Genomic DNA, 25140 nt, shown 5'->3' with positions numbered 1-25140 from the left:
GAATGAGTTCGTCGTCACTGTTTGTCGCCTGCCTCTGCGCAGAATGGTGCGGCAGTTGTCGTGAGTACCGTCCGGCGTTCGACGCCCTGGCTGTGCGGATGCCTGGCGTCGAATTCGCTTGGGTAGATATCGAGGATGAGCCGGAGATTGCCGGCGACATCAATGTCGAGAATTTCCCGACCATCGTGATCCAGCGCGGCGAGAGCGTCATGTTCTGCGGTGCCATGTTGCCGCATGTCACGCAGCTGGAGCGGCTGATCCAGACGTATTCAGAGCCGGGTGCGTCGGGACCTTCCGCATCCACACAGAGTGCTATGCAGCAGATTGCGAACGTGCGTGAGCGGATTCGGCAGCGATAGCTGTTCGGTCGTTCAGACAAAAAGCAAAAAGGCCCTTGCGGGCCTTTTTGCTTTTTGGTGTTGGCGCTGCTTACTTCAGCACGGCAGCTATCGCATCGGCCACGTAGTCAATGTTCTTGCTGTTGAGCGCAGCGATGCAGACGCGGCCAGTCGACACGGCGTAGACGCCGAACTCGGTCTTCATGCGTTCTACTTGTTCAGCCGTCAGGCCGGTGTAGCTGAACATGCCGCGTTGCTTCAGCACGAAGCTGAAGTCCTGCTTCACGCCGCGAGCATTCAGCTTCTCGACGAGGGCGCTACGCATTTCGCGAATGCGCACGCGCATGCCGGCCAGTTCTTCTTCCCATTGCTGGCGCAGTTCGGGCGAAGAGAGTACGGCTGCGACGACAGCCCCACCATGGGTCGGCGGGTTGGAGTAGTTGGTACGCACCACGCGCTTCACCTGCGACAGTACGCGGCCGGCTTCGTCCTTGCTGGCGGCAACGATAGTCAGCGCGCCGACGCGCTCACCGTACAGCGAGAAGGACTTCGAGAACGAGCTCGACACGAGGAACTGCAGGCCGGACGCAGCGAACAGATCCAGCGCCACGGCGTCTTCCTTGATGCCATCGGCGAAGCCCTGGTAGGCCATGTCAAGGAAGGCGATGAGGTTGCGTTCCTTGATGGCGGCCACGACTTGCTTCCACTGGTCTGCGGAGATGTCGGCGCCAGTCGGGTTGTGGCAGCAGGCGTGCAGCACGACGATGCTTTGTGCGGGCATCTGGCGCAGGTCGGCGAGCATGCCTTCAAAGTTCACGCCGCGCGTGGTGGCGTCGTAGTAAGCGTAGTTGCTGACGGGGAAGCCGGCCGACTCGAACAGCGCGCGATGGTTTTCCCAGCTCGGATCAGAGATGTAGACCGTGGCATTCGGCAGCAGGCGCTTGAGGTAGTCGGCGCCAACCTTGAGGGCGCCCGTTCCGCCCAGTGCTTCGATGGTGAGCGTCTGACCGTTACTGATCAGTGCGGAATCCTTGCCGAAGAGCAGGGTAGCGACCGCGTTGTTGTAGGCGGCCAGACCTTCGATTGGCTGATAGCCGCGCGCCGGTGCAGCTTCGAGGCGGGCTTTTTCGGCGGCCTTGACTGCGCCGAGCAGGGGAATCTTGCCTTCGTCGGTGAAGTAAACGCCCACGCCCAGGTTGACCTTGGTGCTGCGGGTGTCAGCGTTGAACGCTTCGTTCAGACCCAGGATAGGGTCGCGCGGTGCCATTTCGACGGCGGCAAAAATCGACGAACTCATGAATGCTCCAGCGGTGGAATAAGCCCGATGCGCCTCGCATCGGGACGGTAAATGCGGAATAATCAACGGCTCAGCTTGCCAAACGTTGACGGCAGGCGGAAAACCGAGACAACTCAACATTTTAGCATGTCAGACGCAGCCCCCGAACCTGCCGTTGTAACGTTTGATGGCAGCCCCTTTCGCCTGCACCAACCGTTTCCGCCGGCGGGTGATCAGCCGTCGGCCATTGCGCAGCTGGTGGAGGGGATTGGCGATGGTCTGATGTTCCAGACCCTGCTGGGTGTGACGGGCTCGGGCAAGACCTACACGATGGCCAACGTCATCGCCCGCACCGGTCGCCCGGCCTTGGTGCTGGCGCCCAACAAGACGCTGGCCGCACAGCTCTACGCCGAGTTCCGCGAGTTTTTCCCCGAGAACGCGGTCGAGTACTTCGTCTCTTACTACGACTACTACCAGCCCGAGGCCTATGTGCCGTCGCGTGACCTGTTCATCGAGAAGGACAGCGCGATCAACGAGCACATCGAGCAGATGCGCTTGTCAGCAACCAAGAGTCTGCTGGAGCGGCGCGATGTCGTGATCGTCGCGACCGTTTCATGCATTTACGGTATCGGTGATCCGGCCGACTACCACAGCATGATCCTGCACCTGCGCGAGGGCGAGAAGATGGGGCAGCGCGATCTGCTTCAGCGCCTGGTTGGCATGCAGTACGATCGCAATGACGTGGATTTCTCGCGCGGCAGCTTCCGTGTGCGTGGCGACATCATCGACATCTTCCCGGCGGAGAACGCCGAGCTGGCTGTGCGTGTGGAGATGTTCGACGACGAGATCGAACACATCACGCTGTTTGATCCGCTCACTGGCCATCTCAAGCAGAAACTGGGGCGCTTCACTGTTTTTCCCTCCAGCCACTATGTGACGCCGCGCGCCACCGTGATGCGGGCCGTCGAGAAGATCAAGGAAGAGCTGCGCGAACGCATCGAGTTCTACCAGAAGGGCGGCAAGCTCGTCGAAGCGCAGCGTATCGAGCAGCGCACGCGTTTCGACCTGGAGATGCTGACCGAACTGGGCTTCTGCAAGGGTATCGAGAATTACTCGCGCCACCTCTCCGGTCGTGCAGCGGGCGATCCGCCGCCAACTCTGATCGATTACTTGCCACGCGATTCGCTGATGTTCGTCGATGAGTCGCACGTGGCGATACCGCAAGTTGGCGCCATGTTCAAGGGCGACCAGGCGCGCAAGCGCAACCTCGTCGAATATGGATTCCGCCTGCCTTCTGCGGCGGACAACAGGCCGCTCAAGTTTGACGAGTTCGAGCGCTTGATGCCGCAGAGCGTTTTCGTGTCGGCGACGCCGTCGACCTATGAGGAGGAGCATCAAGGGCAGGTTGTTGAGCAACTCGTGCGGCCGACGGGCTTGGTTGATCCGGTAGTTGAAGTCCGCCCGGCGACGACGCAGGTTGATGACGTGCTGATGGAAATCCGCAAGCGTGTGGCGGCCAATGAGCGTGTGCTGATCACCGTGCTGACCAAGCGCATGGCGGAAGACCTGACGGACTACCTGACCGAGAACGGTATCCGCGTACGCTATCTGCACAGTGACATCGATACCGTGGAGCGTGTGGAAATCCTGCGCGACTTGCGACTCGGTGAATTTGATGTGCTGGTGGGTATCAACCTGTTGCGCGAGGGGATCGACTTGCCCGAAGTGTCACTGGTGGCGATTCTGGATGCGGACAAGGAGGGTTTCCTGCGCTCCATCCGTTCCCTGATCCAGACCATCGGCCGTGCCGCGCGTCACCTTAATGGCACGGCTATCCTCTATGCGGACCGCATGACGGACTCGATGCGCGCTGCCATTGGCGAGACAGAGCGTCGCCGGTCCCGACAGATCGCCTTCAATCAAGAGCATGGCATCACACCGAAGTCGGTCAATAAGCGCATCAAGGACATCATCGACGGCGTTTATCAGTCTGACGAAGAGAAGATCACGTCGGGCCTGGCCGAGCCCCGTGCTGACTATGCGTTGATGGACGAAAAAGCCCTGGCCCGCGAGATCAAGCGCCTCGAAAAGGAAATGACCGAAGCGGCCAAAAACCTTGAGTTCGAGAAAGCGGCGGCGGCGCGTGATGAGCTTTTTCGTCTGCGTCAGCGCGCTTTTGGGGCCGACCACCACTGAAGCCGACGATGAAACGCATTCTGTTTGTTTGTACTGGAAATATCTGCCGCTCCCCGACTGCTGATGGCATTGCGCGTCACTGGGCGGCGCGGCTGGGTCTGGATCGCGAGCTGGAGTTTGATTCAGCGGGCACGCATGCCTACCACGATGGCGAAGCGCCGGATCCACGTGCGCAGAAGTCGGCGAAGAAGCGTGGTTACGATTTGTCGCGCCTGCGCGCGCGGCCCGTCGTGCCGCAGGATTTCGAGCGTTTCGATCTCATTCTCGCGATGGACCGTGGCCACTACGTGTGGCTGAAGCGGGAGTGTCCGCCCGAGCTCCATCACAAGATCGCGATGTTCCTGAGCTTTGCGTCGCCGGCAAGCGAGAAGGACGTGCCTGATCCGTACTATGGCGGGCCTGATGGGTTCGAGCATGTACTCGACCTGTGTGAAGACGCAGTGCAGGGAGTGCTCGATCGCTTTCGTTGATTCTGCGGATTGCAATCTAGCTCGCTTTGCTGACGAATTGAGACTCCTTCGTTTTCTGGGGGGGGCTAGCGGGTCGTTCCTCTCGTGTCGACCAGCCGGCGCCAGGCGCCTGCGGGACGGAGAGCCCGGGCAGGCTGGTTGCGCAGGCTACAAGGTTTGTTGCGTGCGACTTTTTCTGTGGAATCCGGACATCACCGACCGCGGGCGTCGCGACAGAGGGGGCAAGTCTGCATGCCGCCCGTTCGGATCAGCGTTGCGGAGTCTTACCCGCTGCGGCGAGGAGCAGAAAGATGCTCGGGCGGCGATCCAGATCGGGACGTGGCTTGCGTCGCCAGTCGGCAACGCTGTGGCAGCGGATTTCTTCGTCCGCCGTGCTGAGGGAGCTTGCCACGCAGAGCAGCGTGTCGGGGCTGCACTGGTTCAGCAGGGCATCGAGCATGGCGGCGTTGCGGTAAGGCGTCTCGATGAACAGCTGGGTGCGTTGCCACTGGCGCGATTCGCCTTCCAATGCCTTGATGCGCTGAGTGCGTTCCGATGCGTTGATTGGCAGATAGCCATGAAAGGCAAAGCTTTGTCCATTCAGGCCCGAGGCCATCAAGGCCAGCAACAGGGAGGAGGGGCCCACCAGAGGTGCGACCCTTAAGCCACGCTCATGGGCGCGGCGCACGACCAGAGCGCCGGGGTCCGCCACCGCTGGACAGCCGGCTTCCGACATCAGGCCAATATTCCGGCCGGTTTCGAGTGCATCCAGCCGGCCATCAATCCAGCTGGTGTCGGGCGGTTCTGGCAGCTCGTGAATCTCCAGGCTTTGCAGCGGCGCAGGGTGGCCCAGGCGTTTGATTTCGGCGCGGGCTGTTTTTGCGCGTTCGACGATGAAACACTCGATGCCGCCGAGTATTTGCAACACTTCGGGCGGATGCGTACTGGCGTGCTCGCCAGGACCCAGCCCGACAGGGATCAGGAACAGCCGGCCAGCGCTCATGGCACCGTCACGCCAGCGTTCCGCAGCATGCGACAGAGCGCGATCAGCGGCAGACCGACGAGGGCGTTGGGGTCGTCGCCACGCATGTATTCCAGCAGGCTGATGCCCAGACCTTCTGATTTGGCGCTGCCCGCGCAGTCCAGCGGTAGCTCTTTTTCGACATACCGGCGGATTTCCGTGTCGTTCAGCTGCCGGAAGCGGACTTCGGTGCTGACGCCGTCGACCTGTTGGCTGTTGTCGCGGCTATCTAGCAAACACAGTCCCGTGTGGAAGAACACCGACTGCCCGCGCATGGCCTGCAGCTGAGCTATTGCGCGCTCAATCGTGCCCGGCTTGCCAAAACGTTCGCCACCGGATTCTGTTTGTCGGTACGCAACCTGGTCGCTGCCGATGATCAGGGCGTCCGGGTGGCGCACAGCCACGGCCCGGGCCTTGGCAATCGACAGCCGCTCGGCTGTGACTGTGGGCGCTTCGCCCGGCAGTGGGGATTCATCCACGTCGGGACGGTCTGTTTCAAATGCCAGCCCAAGTCTTTCAAGGAGTTGCCGACGATAAGCAGAGGTGGAGGCGAGGACGAGCCGGGGCATGGGACTAGGCTGGCTTTGACAGCGAGGGGCCAAAATAATATCATCGACTGTTTATGCCGCACCAAAAGCCGGAGTCTTCCTTGCGTTTGTCAGACCCGTTCGAGTTCGCTCGGCGTGGTCAGGTGCTGGAAGGCGAGTTGTCCGTACGCCAGCTTGAGCGTGTGCTCGAGATGGTCAGGCCGGACGGCCTTGAGGCTGCTGTCAGCTATCGCTGGGAAGGTTGCCGGCGGGGCGATGACGCATTTCTGGTGCTGCGGGTTTCCGGTGATCTGGTGCTGGCTTGCCAGCGATGCCTGACGGATGTTGTGTGTTCCGTCAGTGTGGAGCGGCGTTTCCTGCTGGTGCCTGAAGGAGAAGATCTGCCCGATGATGATCTGGCAGACGATCTCGCGGAAGACGATTTCGACCCGATTCATGCGGGGCGCAATCTGGATGCCTTGAGTCTGTTGGAAGACGAGGTTCTGCTCTCGTTGCCGGCTTTCCCTATGCATCAGGATTGTTCCGCACCGAATGGCAGTAGCGGGGCGGTCGAGCAGGTTCAGGACGTGGTGTCACCGTTTGCGGCACTGGGTAAATTGAAGCGCGGGAATTGATTTTCGCGTGAGTTTTCAGGAGTAGAAAATGGCTGTTCAACAGAACAAGAAATCCCCGTCGAAGCGCGGCATGCACCGTGCGCACGATTTCCTCACCGCCCCGGCGCTGGCTGTCGAGCCGACCACGGGCGAAGCACACCTGCGCCACCATGTGTCGCCGTCGGGCTACTACAAGGGCAAGAAGGTCCTCAAGGCCAAGGGCGAGTGATTCGCCTGCTGAACGGGGTCACCCGTTCCCCGGTTGTTCCGACTGATTCAGTGTCACGTCATCGCGCTTAATGGACGTCACAATCGCAATTGACTGCATGGGCGGCGATCATGGCCCCTCGGTCACGCTGCCTGCTGCCTGTGAGTTCCTGCGATCAGACCCTGAAGCGCGGGTGGTGCTCGTCGGGCTGCCCGAGGCTTTTGTCGGCGTCCATGCCGAGGAGTTGAGGGCTTTTGGCGATCGCGTCCGTATCCAGCACGCCAGCGAGGTCGTCGCGATGGATGAGGCGCCCGCGTTGGCCATGCGTGCAAAGAAGGATTCTTCCATGCGCGTGGCGATCGATCTCGTCAAGAACGGCGAAGCGCATGCGGTCATCTCCGCCGGCAATACCGGCGCGTTGATGGCCATCTCGCGTTTTGTCCTCAAAACGCTGCCTGGTATTGATCGACCGGCCATCGTGCAGGTTTTGCCCACTACGCATGGTCAGACCTACATGCTCGACCTCGGGGCCAATGTCGATTGCACGGCGGACCACCTGCTGCAGTTCGGCATCATGGGTGCCATGCTGGTCGAGGCGGTGGAGCACATTGAGCGTCCTGAAGTGGGGCTGCTCAACATCGGCACCGAGGAGATCAAGGGGAACGAAGTCGTCAAGCAAGCTGGAGAGTTGCTGCGTGGCAGCGGCCTGAATTTCGTCGGTAACGTCGAAGGGGACGACATCTACACAGGTGTTTGTCAGGTCATCGTCTGCGACGGCTTTGTCGGCAACGTGGCACTCAAGGCTTCCGAGGGGCTGGGCTTGATGCTGTCGACTTTCATCAAGGAGGAGTTCCGCCGCAGCTGGTTTACTCGCCTCTGTGCGCTGCCTGCCTTGCCTATCCTCAAGCGTTTCCGCCGTCGTGCGGATCATCGCCGGTATAATGGTGCCGTCCTGCTGGGTCTGCGCGGCGTTGTCGTCAAAAGCCATGGCTCAGCAGACGTCTTCGCTTTTGGTCAGGCGCTGTTGCGCTCCGCCGGAGCGGTTCGCAATCAGCTCATTGAGCGCATCGAGCGACGCATGATCGACTACATCAATACGCACTCGCCTGCACTGGATGCCGGTCTGCCCATGACGGGCGAGGCGCAGGCAGCAAATCAGGTCGTTCGCACAGCATGATCTTCTCGCGTATTGCGGGGACGGGCAGTTTTCTGCCCGGCGCTCCCGTCACGAACAATGATCTCGTCTCGCGCGGGATCGAAACCTCCGACGAATGGATTGCCGAGCGTACCGGCATCCGTGCCCGCCATCTTTCCGAGCAAGGGCTCAAGACCAGCGATCTGGCCGCTGGCGCGGCACGTAACGCGCTGGATATGGCCGGGCTGACGCCAGCGGACATTGATCTTCTGATCGTGGCCACGACGACGCCGGACATGATTTTTCCCAGTACGGCCTGCATCGTGCAGCAGACCTTGGGCATCCCTGCCGGCGCGGCAGCTTTTGATGTGCAGGCTGTCTGCAGCGGTTTTGCCTATGCGCTTGCGACCGCTGACAAGTTCATTCGCTGCGGTGATCACAAGCGCGTGCTGGTGATTGGCGCCGAGACGCTCTCGCGCATCGTTGACTGGAATGATCGTTCCACCTGCGTACTGTTCGGCGATGGTGCGGGCGCTGTGGTGCTGGTGGCTGACGAGAGGCCTGGCATTCTCGCTTCGGCTCTGCATGCAGACGGCGGCCAGCAAGGCATTCTGAATGCGACAGGCGCTTTCACGCGTGGTGAGATCACCGGCTCTCCGTTCCTCAAGATGGACGGTCAGTCTGTCTTCAAGCTCGCCGTACGTGTGTTGGGCGATGTGGCGACCGAGGTGCTGACCAAGGCGTCGATGACGGTCTCTGATCTGGACTGGCTCATTCCCCATCAAGCCAATATCCGCATCATGTCAGCGACCTCGAAACGTCTGGGTGTGCCAGATGACAAGGTGGTTGTTACCGTGGATCGCCATGGCAACACTTCGGCGGCTTCCGTGCCCTTGGCGCTGGATACCGCCGTGCGCGACGGCCGCATCCAGCGTGGCCACAGCGTTGTGCTGCAAGGCGTGGGAGGTGGCTTTACCTGGGGTGCAGTGCTGCTGCGCTTCTGACAGTGCTGCGCGCTGTCGATCTGATTTTCCGGAGTCAATCGTGACGAAATTTGCAGGCGTTTTCCCGGGGCAAGGCTCCCAGTCGGTCGGCATGATGGCGGCCTATGGTGATCTGCCCGAGATCCGTTCGACCTTTGCTGAGGCGAGCGATGCCGTCGATCAGGATCTGTGGCAGATGCTGGCTGATGGTCCTGCCGAGTTGATCAACCAGACCGTAAATACCCAGCCGCTGATGCTGACTGCTGGCGTGGCTGTGTGGCGCGCCTGGCTGGCATCGGGCGGCGCACGTCCGGCTGTTGTGGCGGGCCACAGTCTTGGCGAGTATTCGGCGCTGGTCGCAGCGGGTGCTCTGCAATTCGCGGATGCTGTGCGTCTGGTGCGCTATCGCGCTCAAGTCATGCAAGAAGCCGTCGCTTTGGGCGAAGGCGCCATGGCTGCCGTGCTGGGCCTGGAGCCAGACGTGATCGACGCAGCCTGTGCCGAAGCGGCGCAGGGGCAGGTGGTTTCTTCGGCCAACTACAATTCGACCGGGCAGATCGTGATCGCTGGCCATACGGCGGCTGTCGAGCGCGCCATGGAGGCCTGCAAGTCGCGTGGCGCCAAGCGCGCAGTGCTGCTGCCGGTCTCTGCGCCGTTCCATTGCGCGCTGATGAAGCCTGCGGCCGAGAAGCTTGCGGCGCGTCTCGCCGATGTTTCGGTTCAGGCTCCGCAGATCCCGGTGCTGAACAACGTTGATGTGGCAGCCCTCAGTGATCCGGCAGCTATCCGTGATGCGCTGGTGCGCCAAGCCTATAGCCCCGTTCGCTGGATCGAAACGATCCGCAGCATGCATGCTGATGGCGTGCAGGCCGTCTATGAATTCGGCCCCGGCAAGGTGCTGGCGGGACTGGTGAAGCGTATCGAAGGCTCCTTGACTATCGAGGCGCTTGTGGATGCAGCGGGCGTGCAGCAGCTGGCTGCGGCCTGATTCAATTCTTCGGGAGACATCTCCATGTTCAATCTGGAAGGACAAGTTGCACTGGTGACGGGCGCAAGCCGTGGCATCGGTGCTGCGATTGCGCAGCAGCTGGGCAAGGCGGGTGCGACGGTTATTGGCACCGCGACCTCTGAATCGGGTGCAGAGTCGATCTCGGCTGCGCTGCGCGAAGCCGGCATCAAGGGCCGCGGCCTCGCGCTGGACGTCACCGATGCGGCGGCCGCAGAGGCCGCCGTGGCGCAGATCGAAGCCGAGTTTGGTGCAGTGGGCGTGTTGGTGAACAATGCGGGCATTACCCGAGACAACATCGCACTGCGCATGAAGGACGAGGAATGGGATGCGGTGATCAACACCAATCTCAAGGCGGTGTTCCGCATGTCGCGTCTCGTCATGCGCGGCATGATGAAGGCCCGTGCGGGTCGCATCATCAGCATCACCTCGGTGGTGGGGAGCTCGGGCAACCCCGGTCAGGCCAACTACGCTGCCGCCAAGGCTGGTGTGGCCGGCATGACCCGCGCGCTGGCGCGCGAGCTGGGTAGTCGCAACATCACGGTTAACTGCGTCGCGCCGGGCTTCATCGACACCGACATGACGCGCGAGCTACCGGATGCTCAGCGCGATGCCCTGCAAACCCAGATTGCCGTCGGCCGTCTGGGGCGCCCCGAAGAAATCGCCGCCGCTGTCGTGTTCCTGGCGTCGCCCGAGGCCAGTTACGTCTCTGGCGTCACGTTGCACGTCAATGGCGGCATGTACATGGGCTGATGCCCCAGGATTTCAAGCCGGCGAAGATGGCGGAAGTTGCCGCTTCTTTCTGCTAAAATGGTTGAGTTTGTCTGAACTGAACACACGCTTTTACTGCAAGGAGCAATTCATGGAGAACATCGAACAGCGCGTTCGCAAGATTGTTGCGGAACAACTGGGCGTTAACGAAGCTGATATCAAGAACGAATCGTCATTCGTTGATGATCTGGGTGCGGACTCGCTGGACACCGTTGAACTGGTGATGGCGCTCGAAGAAGAGTTCGAGTGTGAAATTCCGGACGAGGAAGCCGAGAAGATCACCAACGTTCAACAGGCCATCGACTACGTCAGCGCCAACCTCAAGGGCTGATTGGTTTGTGAACATGGCGGCGGCTGCCCTCGCAAGGGTGCCCGCCGCCAAATGCTTTTTTGAGCCCCGATGGCATGTTGTAAAAGCCACGGGGATGAAATGAAGGAGTCGCTCTTGTCGCGCCGCCGAGTCGTCGTCACCGGGCTGGGGATCATCTCTCCTGTCGGAAATTCTCTCGCTGAAGCCTGGGACAACATCACGCATGCCCGCTCAGGCATCACTCAGGTCACACGCTTCGATGCTTCGGGTTTGCCTACGCGCATCGCAGGTGAGGTCAAGAATTTTGATGTGGCGAACTACCTGTCGCCCAAGGAAGCACGTCGTTTCGATACGTTCATCCATTACGGCCTCGCGGCCGCGATTGATGCGTTGAAGGACGCCGGCATCGAAGCCAATCCGCCCTACGCTGAACAGGTGGGTGTGTGTATCGGCTCGGGTATTGGTGGTCTGCCACTGATCGAAGAGACGCACGAGGCTTCGCGTGAAGCAGGAGTAAAGAAGGTGTCGCCCTTCTTTGTACCGGGTTCGATCATCAACATGATCTCCGGCATCCTGTCCATCAATTACGGTTTCAAAGGCCCGAACTTCGCTACGGTGAGCGCCTGTGCAACGGGTAACCACTCCATTGGTGAAGCGCAGCGCCTCATCGAGTACGGTGATGCCGACATCATGATTGCTGGCGGCGCCGAGTCGACGGTGTCGCCCCTGGGGCTTGGGGGGTTCTGCGCGGCCAAGGCCTTGTCGACGCGCAATGACGATCCTGCAACTGCCAGCCGTCCCTGGGATGCTGGCCGCGACGGTTTTGTGCTGGGTGAAGGCGCTGGCGTGCTCGTGCTCGAAGAGCTGGAGCACGCGAAGAAGCGTGGCGCCAAGATCTATTGCGAAATCGCCGGTTACGGCATGAGCTCGGACGCGTACCACATCACGGCGCCCAGCGAGGGTGGCGAAGGTGCTGCGCGCTCCGTGCGCAACGCACTGCGCAATGGTCGTACCAGTCTGGAAGAAGTGAACTACGTCAATGCGCACGGCACTTCGACGGGCTTGGGCGATATCGCGGAGACGCTGGCGCTGAAGCTGGCATTCGGTGACTACGCACGCAAGCTGGCGATCAGTTCGACCAAGTCGATGACGGGTCACCTGCTGGGTGGTGCTGCAGGCATCGAGGCGGTCTTCACGGCGCTGGCCATCCACAATCAGGTTGCGCCGCCGACGGCCAACCTGCATGACCCGGATCCGGCTTGCGATCTGGACTACGTGCCCCTGGAAGCACGTCCGATGAAGATCGACGTAGCCATTTCCAATTCGTTCGGCTTCGGCGGAACGAACAGCACGCTGGTCTTCCGCAAGGTCTGATCGGAGCGGGCGCCTTGCCTGGTGCGCCGCGCAGCATCGCACTCGAATGGTCGCCGACCCTGTGGTCGGCGACCATTTTCTTTTGTGTGCTGCCTGCACTGACTTGTGTGCCTGCCGAAGTGCCGCGCGTGCTGGCTTCAGGTGTCTGGGTTGTGACGCCGTGGATACTGTGGCTGAGTTGTCGCGTTGGTTGGCGTTTGCGCGGGGCTTGCTTGAAGCCGGACGAGGATGGCGCTGTGCTGGAGGTGGCGGGACGGCCGCGACGAGGCCGGGTGCTGGCGGACAGTCTGGTGCTGGGTTACTGTGTTGTGCTGGTCTGGGTGCCGGAGGCTGGTGGTCGGGCTGAGCGCTTTTGTCTGTTGCGTGATGGTTTTGATGTCGAGGCCTGGCGGCAGCTCAAGATCTGGGTGCGCTGGACTCTGCGGGACGCCTGAGGGGGTCAGCTGTTCCAGCGTTTGAGGCGCAGCGGGAAGCGGCGGTTGCTGAGAATGGTGGATTTGGCGCGTTTGGCTGTCTCGGGGTAATCGCGAGAGAAGTGCAGGCCGCGCGTCTCTTTACGGCGCAGAGCGCTGCGCACGATGAGATCCGCCGTGGTGACGAGGTTGCGCAGCTCAATGAGGTCGTTGCTGACGCGGAAGTTGGCGTAATACTCGTCGATTTCGCGTTCCAGCAGGCGAATGCGGTGCTGGGCGCGTTGCAGGCGCTTGGTGGTACGCACGATGCCGACGTAGTCCCACATGAAGCGCCGCAGTTCGTCCCAGTTGTGCGAAATCACGACTTCTTCGTCGGCGTCGGTCACGCGGCTTGCGTCCCATACCGGCAGGTCGGTAACCAGCTTGCGTTGTCCGCTCAGGATGTCGCGCGCGGCGGCATCGGCGAACACGACGCATTCGAGCAGGGAGTTGCTGGCCAGGCGGTTGGCGCCATGCAGCCCGGAGCAAGCCGTTTCGCCAATGGCGTAGAGCCCGGGCAGATCGGTGCGGGCGCGCAAGTCGATCATCACGCCACCGCAGGTGTAGTGCGCGGCGGGCACGACGGGGATGGGTTGCTTCGTGATGTCAATCCCCAGCTCGGCACAGCGCGCCAGGATGTTGGGGAAATGCTCTTGCAGGAAATCGGCGGGCTTGTGGCTGATGTCGAGGAAGACGCTATCCAGGCCACGCTTCTTCATTTCGAAGTCGATGGCGCGTGCCACGATGTCGCGCGGTGCCAGCTCGGCACGCGGGTCGTGTGCCGGCATGAAGCGCTTTCCGTCGGGCAGTTTGAGCAGTCCGCCTTCGCCCCGTACGGCTTCCGAAATCAGGAAGGACTTGGCCTGCGGGTGATAGAGACAGGTCGGATGGAACTGGATGAACTCCATGTTGGCGACGCGACAGCCCGCGCGCCAGGCCATCGCAATTCCGTCGCCGGTCGCGGTATCCGGGTTGGTCGTGTAGAGGTAGACCTTGCCGGCGCCGCCAGTGGCGAGCACGGTGTAGCGTGCGGCACAGGGTTCGATTTGGCCGCTGCGGATATCCATCAGGTAGGCGCCGAGGCAGCCTGCGGTCGATTTGCCGATCTTGTGGCCGACGATGAGGTCGACGGCGATCGTGTGTTCGAGGATGTGGATGTTGGGGTGGCGTTTGACACGGTCGATCAGGGTTTCCTGGACGGCCGCACCCGTGGCATCGGCGACGTGGACGATGCGGCGGTGGCTGTGGCCACCTTCACGCGTGAGGTGCATGCCCCAGGCGGTTTCGTCGTCTGGCGTGAAAGGGACACCCTGCTGGCGCAGCCATTCGATGGCGCCGCGTCCGTTCTCGACCACGAAGCGCGTGGCGTCGGGGTCGTTGAGATGGGCGCCAGCGACCAGAGTGTCCTGGTAGTGGGCTTCAACAGAGTCTGATGGGTCGACCACGGCGGCGATGCCGCCCTGAGCCCAGGCGCTGGCGCCGGCTGAAAGCTCGCCCTTGGTGACCAGCGCAACCTGCAGGGTGTCGGCGAGACGCAGGGCGAGCGATTGGCCGGCCAGGCCGGTGCCGAGGATCAGGACGTCAAACTGCTTCAAGCGGGAATCCTTGTGGAGTGCGTCACGGGGCGCGCAACGCGGCGACTATATCAGCCATGAACTTGCTGCGGGTTGCGTTGTCTGACGGCTCAACTGGGACTTCAGGAGGGAATGTCTGGCCGTCGCGAGTGCACGCAGGTAGTACCAGGGTAGGGGGCGGTAAGGGTAGATGGAGGGCGCTGGGGGCGCTTCCGTTATACTCGCCAGCCAGCATGGCGTGCCGGGGGCGCAGCGGGTTTGATGAGCGACAGGGAAATTGATCAGCAACTGGTTGAGCGTGTACAACGCGGCGACAAGCAGGCCTTTGGTTTGCTTGTGTCGAAGTACCAGCGCAAGCTCGCCCGGCTGTTGTCGCGCATGATTCGCGACCCTGCCGAGGTGGAAGATGTAACGCAGGAAGCGTTCATCAAGGCGTATCGGGCTTTGCCAGCGTTTCGTGGCGAGAGCGCGTTTTACACGTGGTTGTACCGGATCGGTATCAACACGGCCAAGAATTACCTGGTGTCGCAGGGGCGCAGGGCGCCGACGACGACACCGACCGATTCGGAAGATGCCGAGTCGATGGATGATGGAGATGCGTTGCGTGACATCGACACGCCGGAGCGTCTGATGATGACGCGCCAGATCGGCGAGACGGTGAACGCAGCAATGGATGCTTTGCCCGAGGAGTTGCGCACAGCCATTGTGTTGCGTGAGATTGAGGGTTTGAGTTACGAAGAGATCGCCAGTGTCATGGATTGCCCCATCGGCACGGTGAGATCGCGGATTTTCAGGGCGCGTGAGGCCATCTCCGAAAGGATCAGGCCCATGCTGGATATCGCGCCTGATAAGCGCTGGTGAGGTGTGTGATGACGAACGAACGGATTTCAGCCTGGCTGGATGGCGAATTGCAGGGTGGCACGGTTGCTGCCGACGCGGCGACGCGCGAAGCCTGCGAAGCATGGTGGCTGATTGGCGATGTGATGCGCCGGGAAAAGCTCCTGTCACCCGATTTCTCGCTGCGCGTGATGCAGGCGCTTGAGAACGAGCCCACCGTTCTGGCGCCACGTTCCGCGCCAGTCGTCGCTGCTGAGCGTCCGGCGGCCAACATGCCGCGCTGGATGCCGGTTGCTGCCGCAGTGTCAGGTGTGGTGGTGGTGGCTTGGGCCATGCTGGGCACTCGCCCCGATCAGCGCCCCGCCGCAGAGGTCGCCGTAGTGGCCAAGGCCGCACCGGCTGAGCGCAACGTTCTGGCGCTGGTGCGTGCGCCAGCTCAGCAGGACGATGAGACGCGTGCCTATCTGCTGGCGCATCAGGCTAATGGGCGCGGTGTGCAAATGGCGGGCGTGTCGGGTTATGTGCGTCCGGTTTCCTTTGATCAGGGGTTGGTCGCTTCGCGTTGAGAGGGCCGGGCGTGCGCAGCTTGTGTTTCGTCGCGTTGATGGGTGTGGTCGGCATGTCGCCGGCCTTTGCGGGAGATGCGCTGACCTGGTTGCACCGCATGAACCAGGCTTCCCGCAGTACCAATTTTGCGGGTGTTTACGTGTATGAAAGCGGCGGTCGCAGCGAGAGTGCCCGCATTACGCACGTGACTGATGGTTCCGGTCAGCAGGAGCGCCTTGAGTCACTGGACGGCGCGCAGCGCGAAGTCATCCGTTTCAACGACGAGGTAAAAACCTTTCTGCCCAGCGAGCGTTTGGTGGTCATCGACCGCGCGGCGACCGGGAGTTTTCCGGGGCGCCTGGTGGCGACGATGGGGGGGCTCAGCGATTTCTATGTGATCCGCATGGGCGAGACCGGCAAGGTGGCATCGCGCGATGCGCAGGCCATCCGCCTGGAACCGCGCGACGATATGCGTTACGGTCACGAGCTGTGGGCCGATGTGGGTACTGGCTTGCTGCTCAAGGCGAGAATGCTCAAGTCTTCCGCCGAAGTGATAGAGCAGTTTGCCTACAGTGAAATCCAGATCGGGCCTCAGGTGGATCGTGAGAGGGTCAAGGCGCGCTATTCACGTGGATCGGACTGGAAGGTTATCAATGCGCGCGGTGTGGACCTTCGGCCGGAGGATGCCGGTTGGGCTTTCAACGGACTGCCGCCCGGATTCCGTCAGATTTCCTTGTCTCGCCGTCCCATCCGCAAGGATGCGCCTGAGGCGTTGCACGCGGTCTTCTCCGACGGCCTGGCCAGCGTCTCGGTGTTCATCGAGCCTGGTGGTGGCCGCAGCGTGCCGCCCACGCATAATCTCCTGGGCCCCGTCTCCATGTATAGAAGTACGCGCGCCGATGCGGTTGTCACAGCCGTGGGTGAGGTACCGCCGGTGGCGCTCAAGCGAATTGCCGAAGGCGTAACGCCCGCTAATCCGCCAGTGGCTGGCAAGAATTGAGTCCCCTGTGAGGCTGCAAGCCCGGGTTACCCGCGTGGTCGATTTGCGGACCTTCGTCCGCGTTGAAGCGCAAGACGGCGGCTGCGGGCGCTGCCATGAAGCTGGTGGTTGCCGCAGCGACATGCTGGGCGATGTGTTCGGTCCGCGTTGTCGGGAATACGAAGTCGAGAATCCTGCTGGTGCCGTGCCGGGGAGTCGGGTGCTGGTCGAGGTGCCGGATGGCATCCCGTGGCGTGCGGCCATCTTGGCCTATGGTTTGCCCCTCTTTGCATTGCTGTCAGGCGCGCTGGCGGCTGCCTGGGGTGGTGCCTCCGAACCGCTTGTGATTGTGAGCAGCCTTGGCGCTCTGGTATGTTCGATCCTTTTGCTGAGGACGCCGCGCATTCGTGCCTGGCTGCGCAGTGTGCGTCCCCGGCTGGTCGAGATACTGGAATCCTGATGACGCGTTTCATCCCGGGCAGCCTCGCTGCCCGCTTTGCTGCCATCCCGGGCGCAGCGCTGGCTCTATTCGTTGTTGTGGCGTTAACGCAGCCGGCTGCTGCCCGCGAGTTGCCGGAATTCGCTCAGCTGGTGGCGAAAAATGCACCCGTGGTGGTCAATATCACCGCAACCCAATCTTCCCGCCGTGCCGAGAACCCCTTGCGCAGTCTCGGGGACGATACGCCTCTGCCCGACTGGCTGCGCCGATTTTCGCCGCGCAAGGAAGCTCCGGTGCCGGGCGAAGAAGAGCAGGCCACAGGCTCGGGTTTCATCATTGGCGCAGACGGCTACATCCTGACCAATGCCCACGTAGTGGAGGGCGCGGACGAAATCCTGGTGCGCCTGTCGGACCGTCGCGAGATGCCGGCCCGCGTTGTCGGGCGCGACCAGCGTAGCGACATAGCCCTGCTCAAGGTGGATGCCAACGGTTTGCCCGTTGCGCGTCTGGGCAGGCCTGAAACACTCAGCGTCGGTGACTGGGTACTGGCCATCGGTTCACCTTTCGGTTTCGAGAGTACGGTGACGGCTGGCATCGTGAGCGCCAAGGGCCGTGCCTTGCCAGACGAGACTCTGGTGCCCTTCATCCAGACGGATGTGGCCATCAACCCGGGCAATTCGGGAGGGCCCTTGTTCAACCTCAAGGGCGAGGTGGTGGGCATCAATTCCCAGATCTACTCCCGCTCGGGCGGTTTCATGGGCATTTCTTTTGCCATTCCGATCGACGTGGCGCTGGATGTGCAGGCTCAGCTGCGTCAGTACGGCTACGTGCGGCGCGGACGTATCGGCGTGATCATCCAGGACGTGACGCGCGAGATTGCTGACAGCTTTGGCATCAGTGAAGCTCGTGGGGCCCTGGTCAGCGGTGTGGATCCGGATGGCACAGCGATCAAGGCGGGTGTAGAGCCAGGGGATATCGTGCTGGCTTTTGGCGGCAAGCCGGTTGCCGATTCCATCGAGATGCCCCGCATCGTCGGGGTCGTGCGGCCGGGCAGCAAGGTGCCGATGCAGATCTACCGTGCAGGCAGTGTGCGCGAGCTGATGGTCGAGGTCGGCGAGTTTGCCCGCCTTGAAGCTGATGCCCCAACAACCCCCGTCAAGGAGCCGGTGCTGCGTGGCGCCAATAGCCTTGGGCTGGTGACGCAGGATCTGACGCCTGCCCAGAAGCGAGAAATGGGGCTCAATGGCGGAGCGGCTATCCGGCAGTCCGCCAGCGTTGCGGCGCGGGCCGAGTTGCGTGCAGGAGACGTCGTCACCGCGCTGGTGAGCCGCGGCAAGCTCGTCGAGGTGCGCTCGGCCGAGCATTTCAACCAGCTGACGAATGCGCTGGCCCCTGGCGCGGCGGTCACCCTGCGTGTACAGCGTGGCGATGCCCAGAATTTTGTCGGTCTGCGTGTGCCAGCCAGGGCGGTAGCCCGGCCGGCGCGATGAAAGCGGCTGCCGGTCACTGCCCTCGGCTATAATCGTCGGTCGCGCAAATTCAGGGTTCCAAAGGGCGTCTAGCGCGCCCTTTTTCATGTCGAATGCAGCACATACGCAACTTTTCCATCATCGCCCACATCGATCACGGCAAGTCCACGCTGGCTGATCGCATCATCCAGCGCTGCGGCGGTTTGTCCGACCGTGAAATGGAGGCGCAGGTGCTCGACTCCATGGATCTGGAGCGCGAACGCGGCATCACCATCAAGGCGCAGACGGCAGCGCTGACTTACGTGGCGCGTGATGGGAAAAAGTACAACTTCAATCTCATCGACACACCCGGGCACGTCGACTTCTCCTACGAGGTGAGTCGCTCGCTGGCTGCTTGTGAGGGCGCGCTGCTGGTCGTCGATGCGTCGCAGGGCGTGGAAGCGCAGACTGTGGCCAACTGCTACACCGCGTTGGAGCAGGGCGTTGAAGTAGTGCCCGTGCTCAACAAGATGGACTTGCCTTCAGCGGACCCGGACAATGCGCGGCAAGAGGTTGAAGATGTGATCGGCATCGACGCGACCGATGCGATCCCCTGCAGCGCCAAGACCGGCATGGGTATCGACGACATTCTGGAAGCCGTCATCACGCGCATGCCGCCGCCAGAGGGTGATCCGGAAGCGCCGCTCAAGGCGCTGATCATCGACTCGTGGTTCGACAACTACGTTGGCGTCGTGATGCTGGTGCGTGTGGTGGATGGCACCATGCGCCCCAAAGATAAACTCCTGTTCATGAGCACCGGTGCGCAGCAACTGTGCGAACAGGTTGGCGTGTTCTCGCCAAAGTCCGTGCAGCGCGAATCGCTGTCGGCCGGACAGGTGGGTTTCGTCATCGCCGGCATCAAGGAGCTCAAGGCGGCCAAGGTTGGCGACACCATCACCATCGCCAACAAGGCGGCACCGGAGCCGCTCGACGGTTTCAAGGAAATCAAACCACAGGTGTTTGCCGGCCTCTACCCGGTGGAGTCCAGCGAGTACGACCAGCTGCGCGATTCGCTCGAAAAGCTCCAGCTCAACGATGCGTCGCTGCAGTACGAACCGGAAGTGTCGCAGGCCCTGGGCTTCGGCTTCCGTTGCGGCTTCCTCGGTTTGCTGCACATGGAAATCGTGCAGGAACGCCTGGAGCGCGAGTTCAACATGGATCTCATCACGACCGCACCGACTGTGGTGTACGAGGTCGTGATGAACAACGGCGACATCATCAAGATCGAGAATCCATCCAAGCTGCCGGAAATCTCGAAGATCGCCGAGATCCGTGAGCCCATCATCACGGCGACGATCTTCCTGCCGCAGGATTACGTCGGCACGGTCATCACGCTGTGCAACCAGAAGCGCGGCAACCAGGTTGACATGCACTACCACGGTCGCCAGGTGAAGCTGGTCTATGAGATGCCCATGGCCGAAGTAGTGATGGACTTCTTCGACAAGCTGAAATCCGTGTCGCGTGGCTACGCTTCGCTGGATTACGAGTTCAAGGAATATCGCGCAGCTGACGTGGTCAAGCTCGACATGCTGGTGAGCAGCGAGAAGGTCGATGCGCTGTCTGTCATCGTTCACCGCGAGAATGCCGTGTACCGTGGCCGCGAACTGGCCGCCAAGCTGCGCGAACTGATCCCGCGCCAGATGTTCGACGTGGCGATCCAGGCCGCAATCGGTGCGAACATCATTTCGCGCGAAACCATCAAGGCCCTGCGCAAGAACGTGCTGGCCAAGTGTTACGGCGGCGACATTTCGCGCAAGAAGAAACTGCTGGAGAGGCAGAAGGAAGGCAAGAAGCGCATGAAGCAGGTGGGCAATGTGGAGATTCCGCAGGAAGCCTTCCTCGCCGTCTTGCGTGTCAGCGATGGCAAGTAAGGCGCCGTCGCCCTAAACAATCAATTCGAGGTGCTTGTGGATTTCGCCCTGATCCTGTTCCTGTTGTCTGTTGTGACCGGTGCACTCTGGTTCTTCGATGTGTTCAAGGCCCGCAAGCTGCGTAGCAAGGGTTCGCCTGACCCGTGGTGGGTTGAGTACGGCGCCAGTTTTTTTCCCGTCATCCTGCCGATTTTCCTGTTGCGCTCGTTCTGGGTCGAACCGTTCCGCATCCCTTCGGGCTCAATGGTGCCGACCTTGATGGTGGGCGACTTCATCCTGGTGAACAAGTACACCTACGGGGTGCGTTTGCCGGTGCTCAACAAGAAGATCATCGAAGTGAACCTGCCCCAGCGTGGTGATGTGATGGTCTTCCGTTATCCGCAGGACAAGACACAGGACTACATCAAGCGCGTTGTAGGCTTGCCTGGCGACAAGATCGAATACATCAACAAGCGCCTGACGGTGAACGGGGTGGCGGTGCCGGTCAAGGACGCGGGCGATTTCGTGGAAGGTACGGTGACCAACCAGCGCTTCCTGGAAACCTTGGGTGACGTCGAGCACGCCATGCTCAACAACCCGGCCGACAATCGCAATGCGATGAGCATTCCGCATCCCTACAACGAGAACTGTGTGCGTTCGGCCCAGAACGTGATCTGTACGGTGCCGCCAGGCCACTATTTCATGATGGGCGACAACCGGGACAACAGCGCCGACTCCCGTGTTTGGGGCTTTGTGCCGGAAGAGAATATAGTGGGTAAGGCATTCTTCGTCTGGTTCCACATCGACAGCATTCTGCCCTTCCCGAAGGGCATCGATTTCAGTCGTATTGGTAGTTTCAAGTAAGCATTCTTGAGAGGGAGGGCAGGCTCATGCAAGGTTTCAAGCGCAAGCAAAGCGGTCTTACACTCGTATCGACCTTGATCGTTGGTATGTTCCTCGTGGCGGCATTGATGCTCGGACTCAAGCTGGTGCCGGTGTTTACCGAGTATTCCGCTGTGAAGGGGGCATTCAAGTCCATTATCTCTTCGACGGATGTCCAGCAGTCCGCCACTGTTTTTCGCAACGCCTTTGCGAAATACGCGCAGATCAACGACATCAACTCCGTAGATCCGCAGACAATTGTCGTCACCAAGGAAGACGGACGTGCTTACCTGTCCGTCGACTATCGCCGTGAGGTCGAGCTGTTCGGCAATTGCGGCCTGTATTTCGACTTTTCGGTCGCCTCGGAAGGCGCCAAAGGCAAATGAGGTTTGTGAGTTCGTGAGCCTGGATGCCCTGCAACGCGGCATCGCGTATCACTTCAAGGAAGCGCGTCTGCTGCAGCAGGCGCTGACTCACCGCAGCTTCAGCGCGGATCATTACGAGCGTCTCGAGTTCCTCGGCGACTCCGTCCTCAACATGGTTATTGCCACGCAGCTGTATGCGCGTTTTGCGCAGTTGCGTGAAGGTGAACTGTCTCGTTTGCGGGCGCAGCTGGTGCGGCAGGACGCCTTGCACGGCATCGCGATCGGACTTGGTCTGGGGGCGCTTTTGCGATTGGGCGAGGGAGAGTTGCGCAGTGGCGGTGATCGCCGTCCCTCCATCCTTGCCGATGCAACAGAAGCCTTGATTGGTGCGGTCTTTCTGGATGGTGGTTTTGGCGCTGCAGAGCAACTGGTCGTGCAGCTCTACATGCCCTTACTGGAAGGGCTGGATCCACAGCGCAGCCTCAAAGATCCGAAGACGGCCCTGCAGGAACTCTTGCAGGCACGTCGTTTGCCTTTGCCGAACTACGAGCTCGTCGAGACGCGCGGGGAGGCACATCAGCAGGAGTTCGAAATGGCCTGCGTGATCCCCTCCCTCAACATTCACACCCGCGGCAGCGGTAATAGCCGTCGCATTGCGGAACAGGCGGCAGCGCAGCAGGCGCTCGCCCAGATTGGAACAGCATGACTGATAACTCCGCGCCCGAAGTCCCGCAGGCATTTCATACGGGTTACATCGCCATCGTCGGCCGCCCCAATGTCGGCAAGTCCACGCTGCTCAATCGCTTTGTCGGGCAGAAGGTCAGCATCGTCTCGCGCAAGGCGCAGACCACGCGCCATCGCGTCACGGGCGTGCTGACCGAGGGCAACAATCAGTTCATTTTCGTGGATACACCCGGATTCCAGACTCGGCACAAGAATGCGCTCAACCGCACGATGAACCGCACGGTCACGCAGGTTTTGCCGGACGTGGATGTGGTGGCGCTGGTGATCGAAGCCGGGCAATTTGGCCCGGCGGATCGCCAGGTGCTGGCCTTGCTGCCCGAGGGCGCGAAGGTCGTGCTGGTCATCAACAAGATCGACATGCTCGAGGACAAAGGCGAGGTGTTGCCCTTTCTCGAGAAGATGGCGGCCGAGTATCCCTTTGCCGACATGGTGCCGGTCAGTGCCCAGCGCGGTAACAATGCGCCCGAGCTGCTGCGCACGCTGGCGAAATATCTGCCCGAGGGCGAGCCGGTGTTCGGCGAAGATGACATTACTGATCGTTCAGAGCGCTTTCTGGCGTCAGAATTCATCCGCGAGAAGCTGTTCCGCCTGCTTGGTGAAGAGCTGCCTTACGGCATGGCGGTCGAGATCGAAAAATTCGAGGTGCAGGGTGGTTTGCGGCGTATTTTTGCGGCCATCATCGTCGACAAGGCCGCGCACAAGGCCATGGTCATCGGCAAGGGGGGTCAGCACCTCAAGCGGATTTCGACCGAGGCACGCGTCGACATGGAAAAGCTGTTCGACGGCAAGGTCTATCTCGAAGTCTGGGTCAAGGTAAAGAGCGGATGGGCCGACGACGAACGTGCGCTCAAGTCGCTCGGGTACGACTGACCGGCCGCAATGGTCTCAACACGCCTGCGCATCGATGAAGCCAGTGCTTTCGTGCTGCATACCTATCCTTGGCGCGAGACCAGCCTGATTGTTGAAACTTTTGCGCGTGATCACGGCCGCTTGCCACTGGTGGCCAAGGGGGCGCGGCGGCCAGCATCACAATTGCGTGGCGTATTGATGGCCTTCCAGCCGCTGGCGGTCAGCTGGACCGGCAAGGCCGATCTGAAAACGCTTACGGCAGCGTCCTGGCTCGGCGGTCAGGCTCTGCTGGCGGGGCGGGAACTGCTGTGCGGCTATTACCTCAACGAATTGCTGATTCGCTTGCTGCCGCGCGAAGACGCGCATCCCGTGCTGTTCGACCACTATGCGCAGACCATTGCCGCGCTGGCGGCCAATGCGCCCACCGAGCCTTTGCTGCGCAGCTTCGAACTGGCCTTGCTGCGCGAGCTGGGCTACGGGCTGACTCTGGACGCGGAGGCTGATACGGGTGAAGTCGTGCGGCCGGAACGACGTTACGTGTTCATCCATGAACGCGGTGTGGTTGAAGCCGACCGCGACATGGGCGATATTCCAGTGCTTGACGGTCATGTATTGCTGGCCATGGCGCGCGACGATTTCTCGGCGCCCGCCACCTTGTCACAGGCGCGCAGCCTGATGCGGCGATTGATGCACCATCATCTTGGTGGGCAAGCGCTGGAGTCCCGGCGCATTCTCATGGAGTTGCAGGAACTATGATCGAACTGGGCGTCAATATTGACCACGTCGCCACGCTGCGCCAGGCGCGCCGCAGCTATGAGCCGGACCCGGTGTGGGCCGCTGTCGAAGCGCACCTGGGGGGAGCAGACGGCATCACCGTGCATTTGCGCGAAGACCGTCGGCACATCCAGGATCAGGACGTGCGTCGTCTGCGCGAGCTCACCCATATCAAGCTCAATCTCGAAATGGCGGCTACCGCCGAGATGGTCGGCATTGCCTGCGACATCAAGCCCGAGATGGCCATGCTGGTGCCTGAAGGTCGCCAGGAGGTGACGACCGAGGGTGGGCTGAACATCGTCGGCAACGAAACCGAGCTGCGTGACGTCATCAGCCGCCTGCGCGACGCAGGCATCATGACCAGCGTCTTCATCGACGCGGATCTGGCGCAGGTTGAGGCGGCTGCGCGCATCGGTGCGCGTGTCTGCGAGATCCACACCGGGCCGTATGCCCATGCGTTTCATGCCAAGGGGCGCGATGCGCGCAGCCCGGCAGTGCTTGAAGAGCTCAACCGCATCCGCGTGGCTGGTCATGCCATCGTCGATCTCGGCATGCGTTTCAACGCCGGTCATGCGCTCAACTATTTCAACGTGCAGCCCGTGGCGGCTTTGCCCGAAGTGCGTGAGCTGCACATCGGCCACGCCATCGTCAGCCGTGCCGTGTTCATGGGCTTGCGTGGTGCTGTGGCGGAAATGAAGCGCCTGATGCGTGAAGCAGCCTTGCGCGCGCCGGGGCAACACACAGCATGATTTTCGGTATCGGCACCGACATCGTGTCGGTGGCTCGCATCCGCGAGGGGTTGGCGCGCCACGGCGAACGCTACGCCGAAACCATGCTCGCCGAGCCTGAACATGCCGATCTGGCGCGCGCCGCGGATCCGGCACGCTTTCTTGCCAAGCGTTTCGCCGCCAAAGAGGCCTTCTCCAAGGCATTCGGCACCGGGTTGCGTGCCCCCGTCACGCTGCATGCAATCGCGGTGACGCACAATGAATTGGGCAAGCCAGCGTTTTCGTTCAACGAGGCGTTGGGGGCTTTGATGCGCGAGCGTAGCCTGGTGGCGCAGCTGTCGATCAGCGATGAAAAGGAATACGTGGTGGCTTTCGCCATCATCGAGCAACTGGACAGGACCTGAC

Annotated in this window: 29 protein-coding genes; 25 read left to right on the top strand and 4 right to left on the bottom strand. The window is 61.4% G+C overall.

The genetic code is table 11. The features are described 5' to 3' along the window. The first annotated feature begins 2 nt into the window (after positions 1-2). The gene (locus tag ABEA02_RS14095; RefSeq protein ID WP_345533731.1) at positions 3-359 is read left to right on the top strand and encodes a thioredoxin family protein; all 357 of its coding nucleotides are present in this window, start codon (positions 3-5) and stop codon (positions 357-359) included. Between the two features lie 70 nt (positions 360-429). Here the strand turns inward: ABEA02_RS14095 and ABEA02_RS14090 are convergent, their stop codons facing one another. Beyond that, positions 430-1635, bottom strand: a complete 1206-nt coding sequence (locus ABEA02_RS14090) for an amino acid aminotransferase (protein ID WP_345533730.1) — start codon at positions 1633-1635, stop codon at positions 430-432. Positions 1636-1761: 126 nt separating this feature from the next. On the opposite strand from ABEA02_RS14090, the gene uvrB reads away from it, so the two are divergent. Further along, a complete protein-coding gene (gene uvrB, locus ABEA02_RS14085) occupies positions 1762-3810 on the top strand; it encodes an excinuclease ABC subunit UvrB (protein ID WP_345533729.1) in 2049 nt (682 codons plus the stop codon). 8 nt (positions 3811-3818) lie between these two features. Then, positions 3819-4280, top strand: a complete 462-nt coding sequence (locus tag ABEA02_RS14080) for a low molecular weight protein-tyrosine-phosphatase (protein ID WP_345533728.1) — start codon at positions 3819-3821, stop codon at positions 4278-4280. A gap of 247 nt (positions 4281-4527) precedes the next feature. Here ABEA02_RS14080 and ABEA02_RS14075 read toward each other — a convergent pair whose 3' ends face one another. Together ABEA02_RS14075 and ABEA02_RS14070 are read right to left on the bottom strand one after the other, a co-directional pair. After that, positions 4528-5262 (bottom strand): SAM-dependent methyltransferase, encoded by a 735-nt coding sequence (locus ABEA02_RS14075; RefSeq protein WP_345533727.1) that lies wholly within the window; start codon positions 5260-5262, stop codon positions 4528-4530. Continuing rightward, positions 5259-5849: a Maf family protein gene (locus ABEA02_RS14070; protein WP_345533726.1), complete on the bottom strand. Its 591-nt coding sequence runs from the start codon at positions 5847-5849 to the stop codon at positions 5259-5261. The genes ABEA02_RS14075 and ABEA02_RS14070 overlap by 4 nt, the downstream gene beginning before the upstream one ends. 122 nt (positions 5850-5971) lie before the next feature. Between ABEA02_RS14070 and ABEA02_RS14065 the strand changes: the two genes are divergently transcribed. The 9 genes from ABEA02_RS14065 (at position 5972) to ABEA02_RS14025 (ending at position 12642) form a co-directional block, all read left to right on the top strand. Continuing rightward, positions 5972-6442, top strand: a complete 471-nt coding sequence (locus ABEA02_RS14065; RefSeq protein ID WP_345533725.1) for a YceD family protein — start codon at positions 5972-5974, stop codon at positions 6440-6442. A 28-nt stretch (positions 6443-6470) separates the two neighbouring features. Further along, the gene (gene rpmF / locus ABEA02_RS14060; protein WP_345533724.1) at positions 6471-6650 is read left to right on the top strand and encodes a 50S ribosomal protein L32; all 180 of its coding nucleotides are present in this window, start codon (positions 6471-6473) and stop codon (positions 6648-6650) included. Positions 6651-6720: 70 nt separating this feature from the next. Further along, positions 6721-7806 (top strand): phosphate acyltransferase PlsX, encoded by a 1086-nt coding sequence (plsX, locus tag ABEA02_RS14055; RefSeq protein WP_345533723.1) that lies wholly within the window; start codon positions 6721-6723, stop codon positions 7804-7806. Then, positions 7803-8768, top strand: a complete 966-nt coding sequence (locus ABEA02_RS14050; RefSeq protein WP_345533722.1) for a beta-ketoacyl-ACP synthase III — start codon at positions 7803-7805, stop codon at positions 8766-8768. Before plsX ends, ABEA02_RS14050 begins: the two co-directional genes overlap by 4 nt. 40 nt (positions 8769-8808) lie before the next feature. After that, positions 8809-9735, top strand: a complete 927-nt coding sequence (fabD, locus tag ABEA02_RS14045) for an ACP S-malonyltransferase (RefSeq protein WP_345533721.1) — start codon at positions 8809-8811, stop codon at positions 9733-9735. A gap of 24 nt (positions 9736-9759) precedes the next feature. After that, a complete protein-coding gene (gene fabG, locus ABEA02_RS14040) occupies positions 9760-10506 on the top strand; it encodes a 3-oxoacyl-ACP reductase FabG (RefSeq protein WP_345533720.1) in 747 nt (248 codons plus the stop codon). 109 nt (positions 10507-10615) lie between these two features. Beyond that, on the top strand, positions 10616-10855 hold the full coding sequence (gene acpP, locus ABEA02_RS14035) for an acyl carrier protein (protein ID WP_345533719.1): 240 nt from the start codon (positions 10616-10618) through the stop codon (positions 10853-10855). A 114-nt stretch (positions 10856-10969) separates the two neighbouring features. Continuing rightward, the gene (fabF, locus tag ABEA02_RS14030; RefSeq protein ID WP_345533718.1) at positions 10970-12208 is read left to right on the top strand and encodes a beta-ketoacyl-ACP synthase II; all 1239 of its coding nucleotides are present in this window, start codon (positions 10970-10972) and stop codon (positions 12206-12208) included. A 14-nt stretch (positions 12209-12222) separates the two neighbouring features. Beyond that, positions 12223-12642 carry a YgfX family protein gene (locus tag ABEA02_RS14025; protein WP_345533717.1) on the top strand — a complete coding sequence of 140 codons (420 nt, stop codon included), beginning with the start codon at positions 12223-12225 and terminating at the stop codon, positions 12640-12642. A 5-nt stretch (positions 12643-12647) separates the two neighbouring features. Here the strand turns inward: ABEA02_RS14025 and nadB are convergent, their stop codons facing one another. Beyond that, entirely contained in the window at positions 12648-14255 is a 1608-nt protein-coding gene (nadB, locus tag ABEA02_RS14020) for an L-aspartate oxidase (RefSeq protein WP_345533716.1), read from the bottom strand. 240 nt (positions 14256-14495) lie between these two features. On the opposite strand from nadB, the gene rpoE reads away from it, so the two are divergent. From rpoE to acpS, 13 genes are all read left to right on the top strand, one after another. Beyond that, on the top strand, positions 14496-15095 hold the full coding sequence (rpoE, locus tag ABEA02_RS14015; RefSeq protein WP_345533715.1) for an RNA polymerase sigma factor RpoE: 600 nt from the start codon (positions 14496-14498) through the stop codon (positions 15093-15095). An 8-nt stretch (positions 15096-15103) separates the two neighbouring features. Further along, a complete protein-coding gene (locus ABEA02_RS14010; RefSeq protein WP_345533714.1) occupies positions 15104-15637 on the top strand; it encodes a sigma-E factor negative regulatory protein in 534 nt (177 codons plus the stop codon). Positions 15638-15648: 11 nt separating this feature from the next. Further along, the gene (locus tag ABEA02_RS14005; RefSeq protein WP_345533713.1) at positions 15649-16617 is read left to right on the top strand and encodes a MucB/RseB C-terminal domain-containing protein; all 969 of its coding nucleotides are present in this window, start codon (positions 15649-15651) and stop codon (positions 16615-16617) included. 7 nt (positions 16618-16624) lie between these two features. Continuing rightward, on the top strand, positions 16625-17056 hold the full coding sequence (locus ABEA02_RS14000; protein WP_345533712.1) for a SoxR reducing system RseC family protein: 432 nt from the start codon (positions 16625-16627) through the stop codon (positions 17054-17056). After that, complete coding sequence (locus ABEA02_RS13995; protein WP_345533711.1) at positions 17056-18525, top strand: Do family serine endopeptidase; 1470 nt, start codon at positions 17056-17058, stop codon at positions 18523-18525. The genes ABEA02_RS14000 and ABEA02_RS13995 overlap by 1 nt, the downstream gene beginning before the upstream one ends. 92 nt (positions 18526-18617) lie before the next feature. Beyond that, positions 18618-20414, top strand: coding sequence for a translation elongation factor 4 (gene lepA / locus ABEA02_RS13990; RefSeq protein WP_345533710.1), 1797 nt, complete (start codon positions 18618-18620; stop codon positions 20412-20414). A gap of 36 nt (positions 20415-20450) precedes the next feature. Further along, on the top strand, positions 20451-21257 hold the full coding sequence (gene lepB, locus ABEA02_RS13985) for a signal peptidase I (RefSeq protein ID WP_345533709.1): 807 nt from the start codon (positions 20451-20453) through the stop codon (positions 21255-21257). A gap of 26 nt (positions 21258-21283) precedes the next feature. Continuing rightward, positions 21284-21661, top strand: coding sequence for a DUF4845 domain-containing protein (locus ABEA02_RS13980; RefSeq protein ID WP_345533708.1), 378 nt, complete (start codon positions 21284-21286; stop codon positions 21659-21661). 13 nt (positions 21662-21674) lie between these two features. Further along, positions 21675-22346, top strand: a complete 672-nt coding sequence (rnc, locus tag ABEA02_RS13975; protein WP_345533707.1) for a ribonuclease III — start codon at positions 21675-21677, stop codon at positions 22344-22346. Then, complete coding sequence (gene era / locus ABEA02_RS13970) at positions 22343-23254, top strand: GTPase Era (RefSeq protein WP_345533706.1); 912 nt, start codon at positions 22343-22345, stop codon at positions 23252-23254. The genes rnc and era overlap by 4 nt, the downstream gene beginning before the upstream one ends. Positions 23255-23263: 9 nt before the next feature. Further along, positions 23264-23989 (top strand): DNA repair protein RecO, encoded by a 726-nt coding sequence (gene recO / locus ABEA02_RS13965; RefSeq protein WP_345533705.1) that lies wholly within the window; start codon positions 23264-23266, stop codon positions 23987-23989. Then, positions 23986-24756 (top strand): pyridoxine 5'-phosphate synthase, encoded by a 771-nt coding sequence (locus tag ABEA02_RS13960; protein ID WP_345533704.1) that lies wholly within the window; start codon positions 23986-23988, stop codon positions 24754-24756. The genes recO and ABEA02_RS13960 overlap by 4 nt, the downstream gene beginning before the upstream one ends. Beyond that, positions 24753-25139 (top strand): holo-ACP synthase, encoded by a 387-nt coding sequence (gene acpS / locus ABEA02_RS13955; protein ID WP_345533703.1) that lies wholly within the window; start codon positions 24753-24755, stop codon positions 25137-25139. Before ABEA02_RS13960 ends, acpS begins: the two co-directional genes overlap by 4 nt. The last annotated feature ends 1 nt before the right edge of the window (position 25140 follow it).

The sequence above is a fragment of the Viridibacterium curvum genome (assembly GCF_039544165.1).
Classification (GTDB): Bacteria; Pseudomonadota; Gammaproteobacteria; order Burkholderiales; family Rhodocyclaceae; genus Viridibacterium; species Viridibacterium curvum.
Note: the sequence above shows the minus strand (reverse complement) of the source record. Positions and strands in the feature narration are given on the sequence as shown.

Bases quoted from the DNA above. Each gene is read 5' to 3' on its own strand.
- rpmF (WP_345533724.1), top strand. From the start codon at position 6,471: ATGGCTGTTCAACAGAACAAGAAATCCCCGTCGAAGCGCGGCATGCAC.
- ABEA02_RS14075 (WP_345533727.1), bottom strand. From the start codon at position 5,262: ATGAGCGCTGGCCGGCTGTTCCTGATCCCTGTCGGGCTGGGTCCTGGC.
- acpP (WP_345533719.1), top strand. From the start codon at position 10,616: ATGGAGAACATCGAACAGCGCGTTCGCAAGATTGTTGCGGAACAACTG.
- ABEA02_RS13980 (WP_345533708.1), top strand. From the start codon at position 21,284: ATGCAAGGTTTCAAGCGCAAGCAAAGCGGTCTTACACTCGTATCGACC.
- ABEA02_RS14070 (WP_345533726.1), bottom strand. From the start codon at position 5,849: ATGCCCCGGCTCGTCCTCGCCTCCACCTCTGCTTATCGTCGGCAACTC.
- acpS (WP_345533703.1), top strand. From the start codon at position 24,753: ATGATTTTCGGTATCGGCACCGACATCGTGTCGGTGGCTCGCATCCGC.
- fabG (WP_345533720.1), top strand. From the start codon at position 9,760: ATGTTCAATCTGGAAGGACAAGTTGCACTGGTGACGGGCGCAAGCCGT.
- ABEA02_RS14080 (WP_345533728.1), top strand. From the start codon at position 3,819: ATGAAACGCATTCTGTTTGTTTGTACTGGAAATATCTGCCGCTCCCCG.
- lepA (WP_345533710.1), top strand. From the start codon at position 18,618: ATGCAGCACATACGCAACTTTTCCATCATCGCCCACATCGATCACGGC.
- ABEA02_RS14090 (WP_345533730.1), bottom strand. From the start codon at position 1,635: ATGAGTTCGTCGATTTTTGCCGCCGTCGAAATGGCACCGCGCGACCCT.
- recO (WP_345533705.1), top strand. From the start codon at position 23,264: ATGGTCTCAACACGCCTGCGCATCGATGAAGCCAGTGCTTTCGTGCTG.
- ABEA02_RS14010 (WP_345533714.1), top strand. From the start codon at position 15,104: ATGACGAACGAACGGATTTCAGCCTGGCTGGATGGCGAATTGCAGGGT.
- rpoE (WP_345533715.1), top strand. From the start codon at position 14,496: ATGAGCGACAGGGAAATTGATCAGCAACTGGTTGAGCGTGTACAACGC.
- ABEA02_RS14050 (WP_345533722.1), top strand. From the start codon at position 7,803: ATGATCTTCTCGCGTATTGCGGGGACGGGCAGTTTTCTGCCCGGCGCT.
- era (WP_345533706.1), top strand. From the start codon at position 22,343: ATGACTGATAACTCCGCGCCCGAAGTCCCGCAGGCATTTCATACGGGT.
- uvrB (WP_345533729.1), top strand. From the start codon at position 1,762: ATGTCAGACGCAGCCCCCGAACCTGCCGTTGTAACGTTTGATGGCAGC.
- ABEA02_RS13960 (WP_345533704.1), top strand. From the start codon at position 23,986: ATGATCGAACTGGGCGTCAATATTGACCACGTCGCCACGCTGCGCCAG.
- ABEA02_RS13995 (WP_345533711.1), top strand. From the start codon at position 17,056: ATGACGCGTTTCATCCCGGGCAGCCTCGCTGCCCGCTTTGCTGCCATC.
- ABEA02_RS14095 (WP_345533731.1), top strand. From the start codon at position 3: ATGAGTTCGTCGTCACTGTTTGTCGCCTGCCTCTGCGCAGAATGGTGC.
- plsX (WP_345533723.1), top strand. From the start codon at position 6,721: ATGGACGTCACAATCGCAATTGACTGCATGGGCGGCGATCATGGCCCC.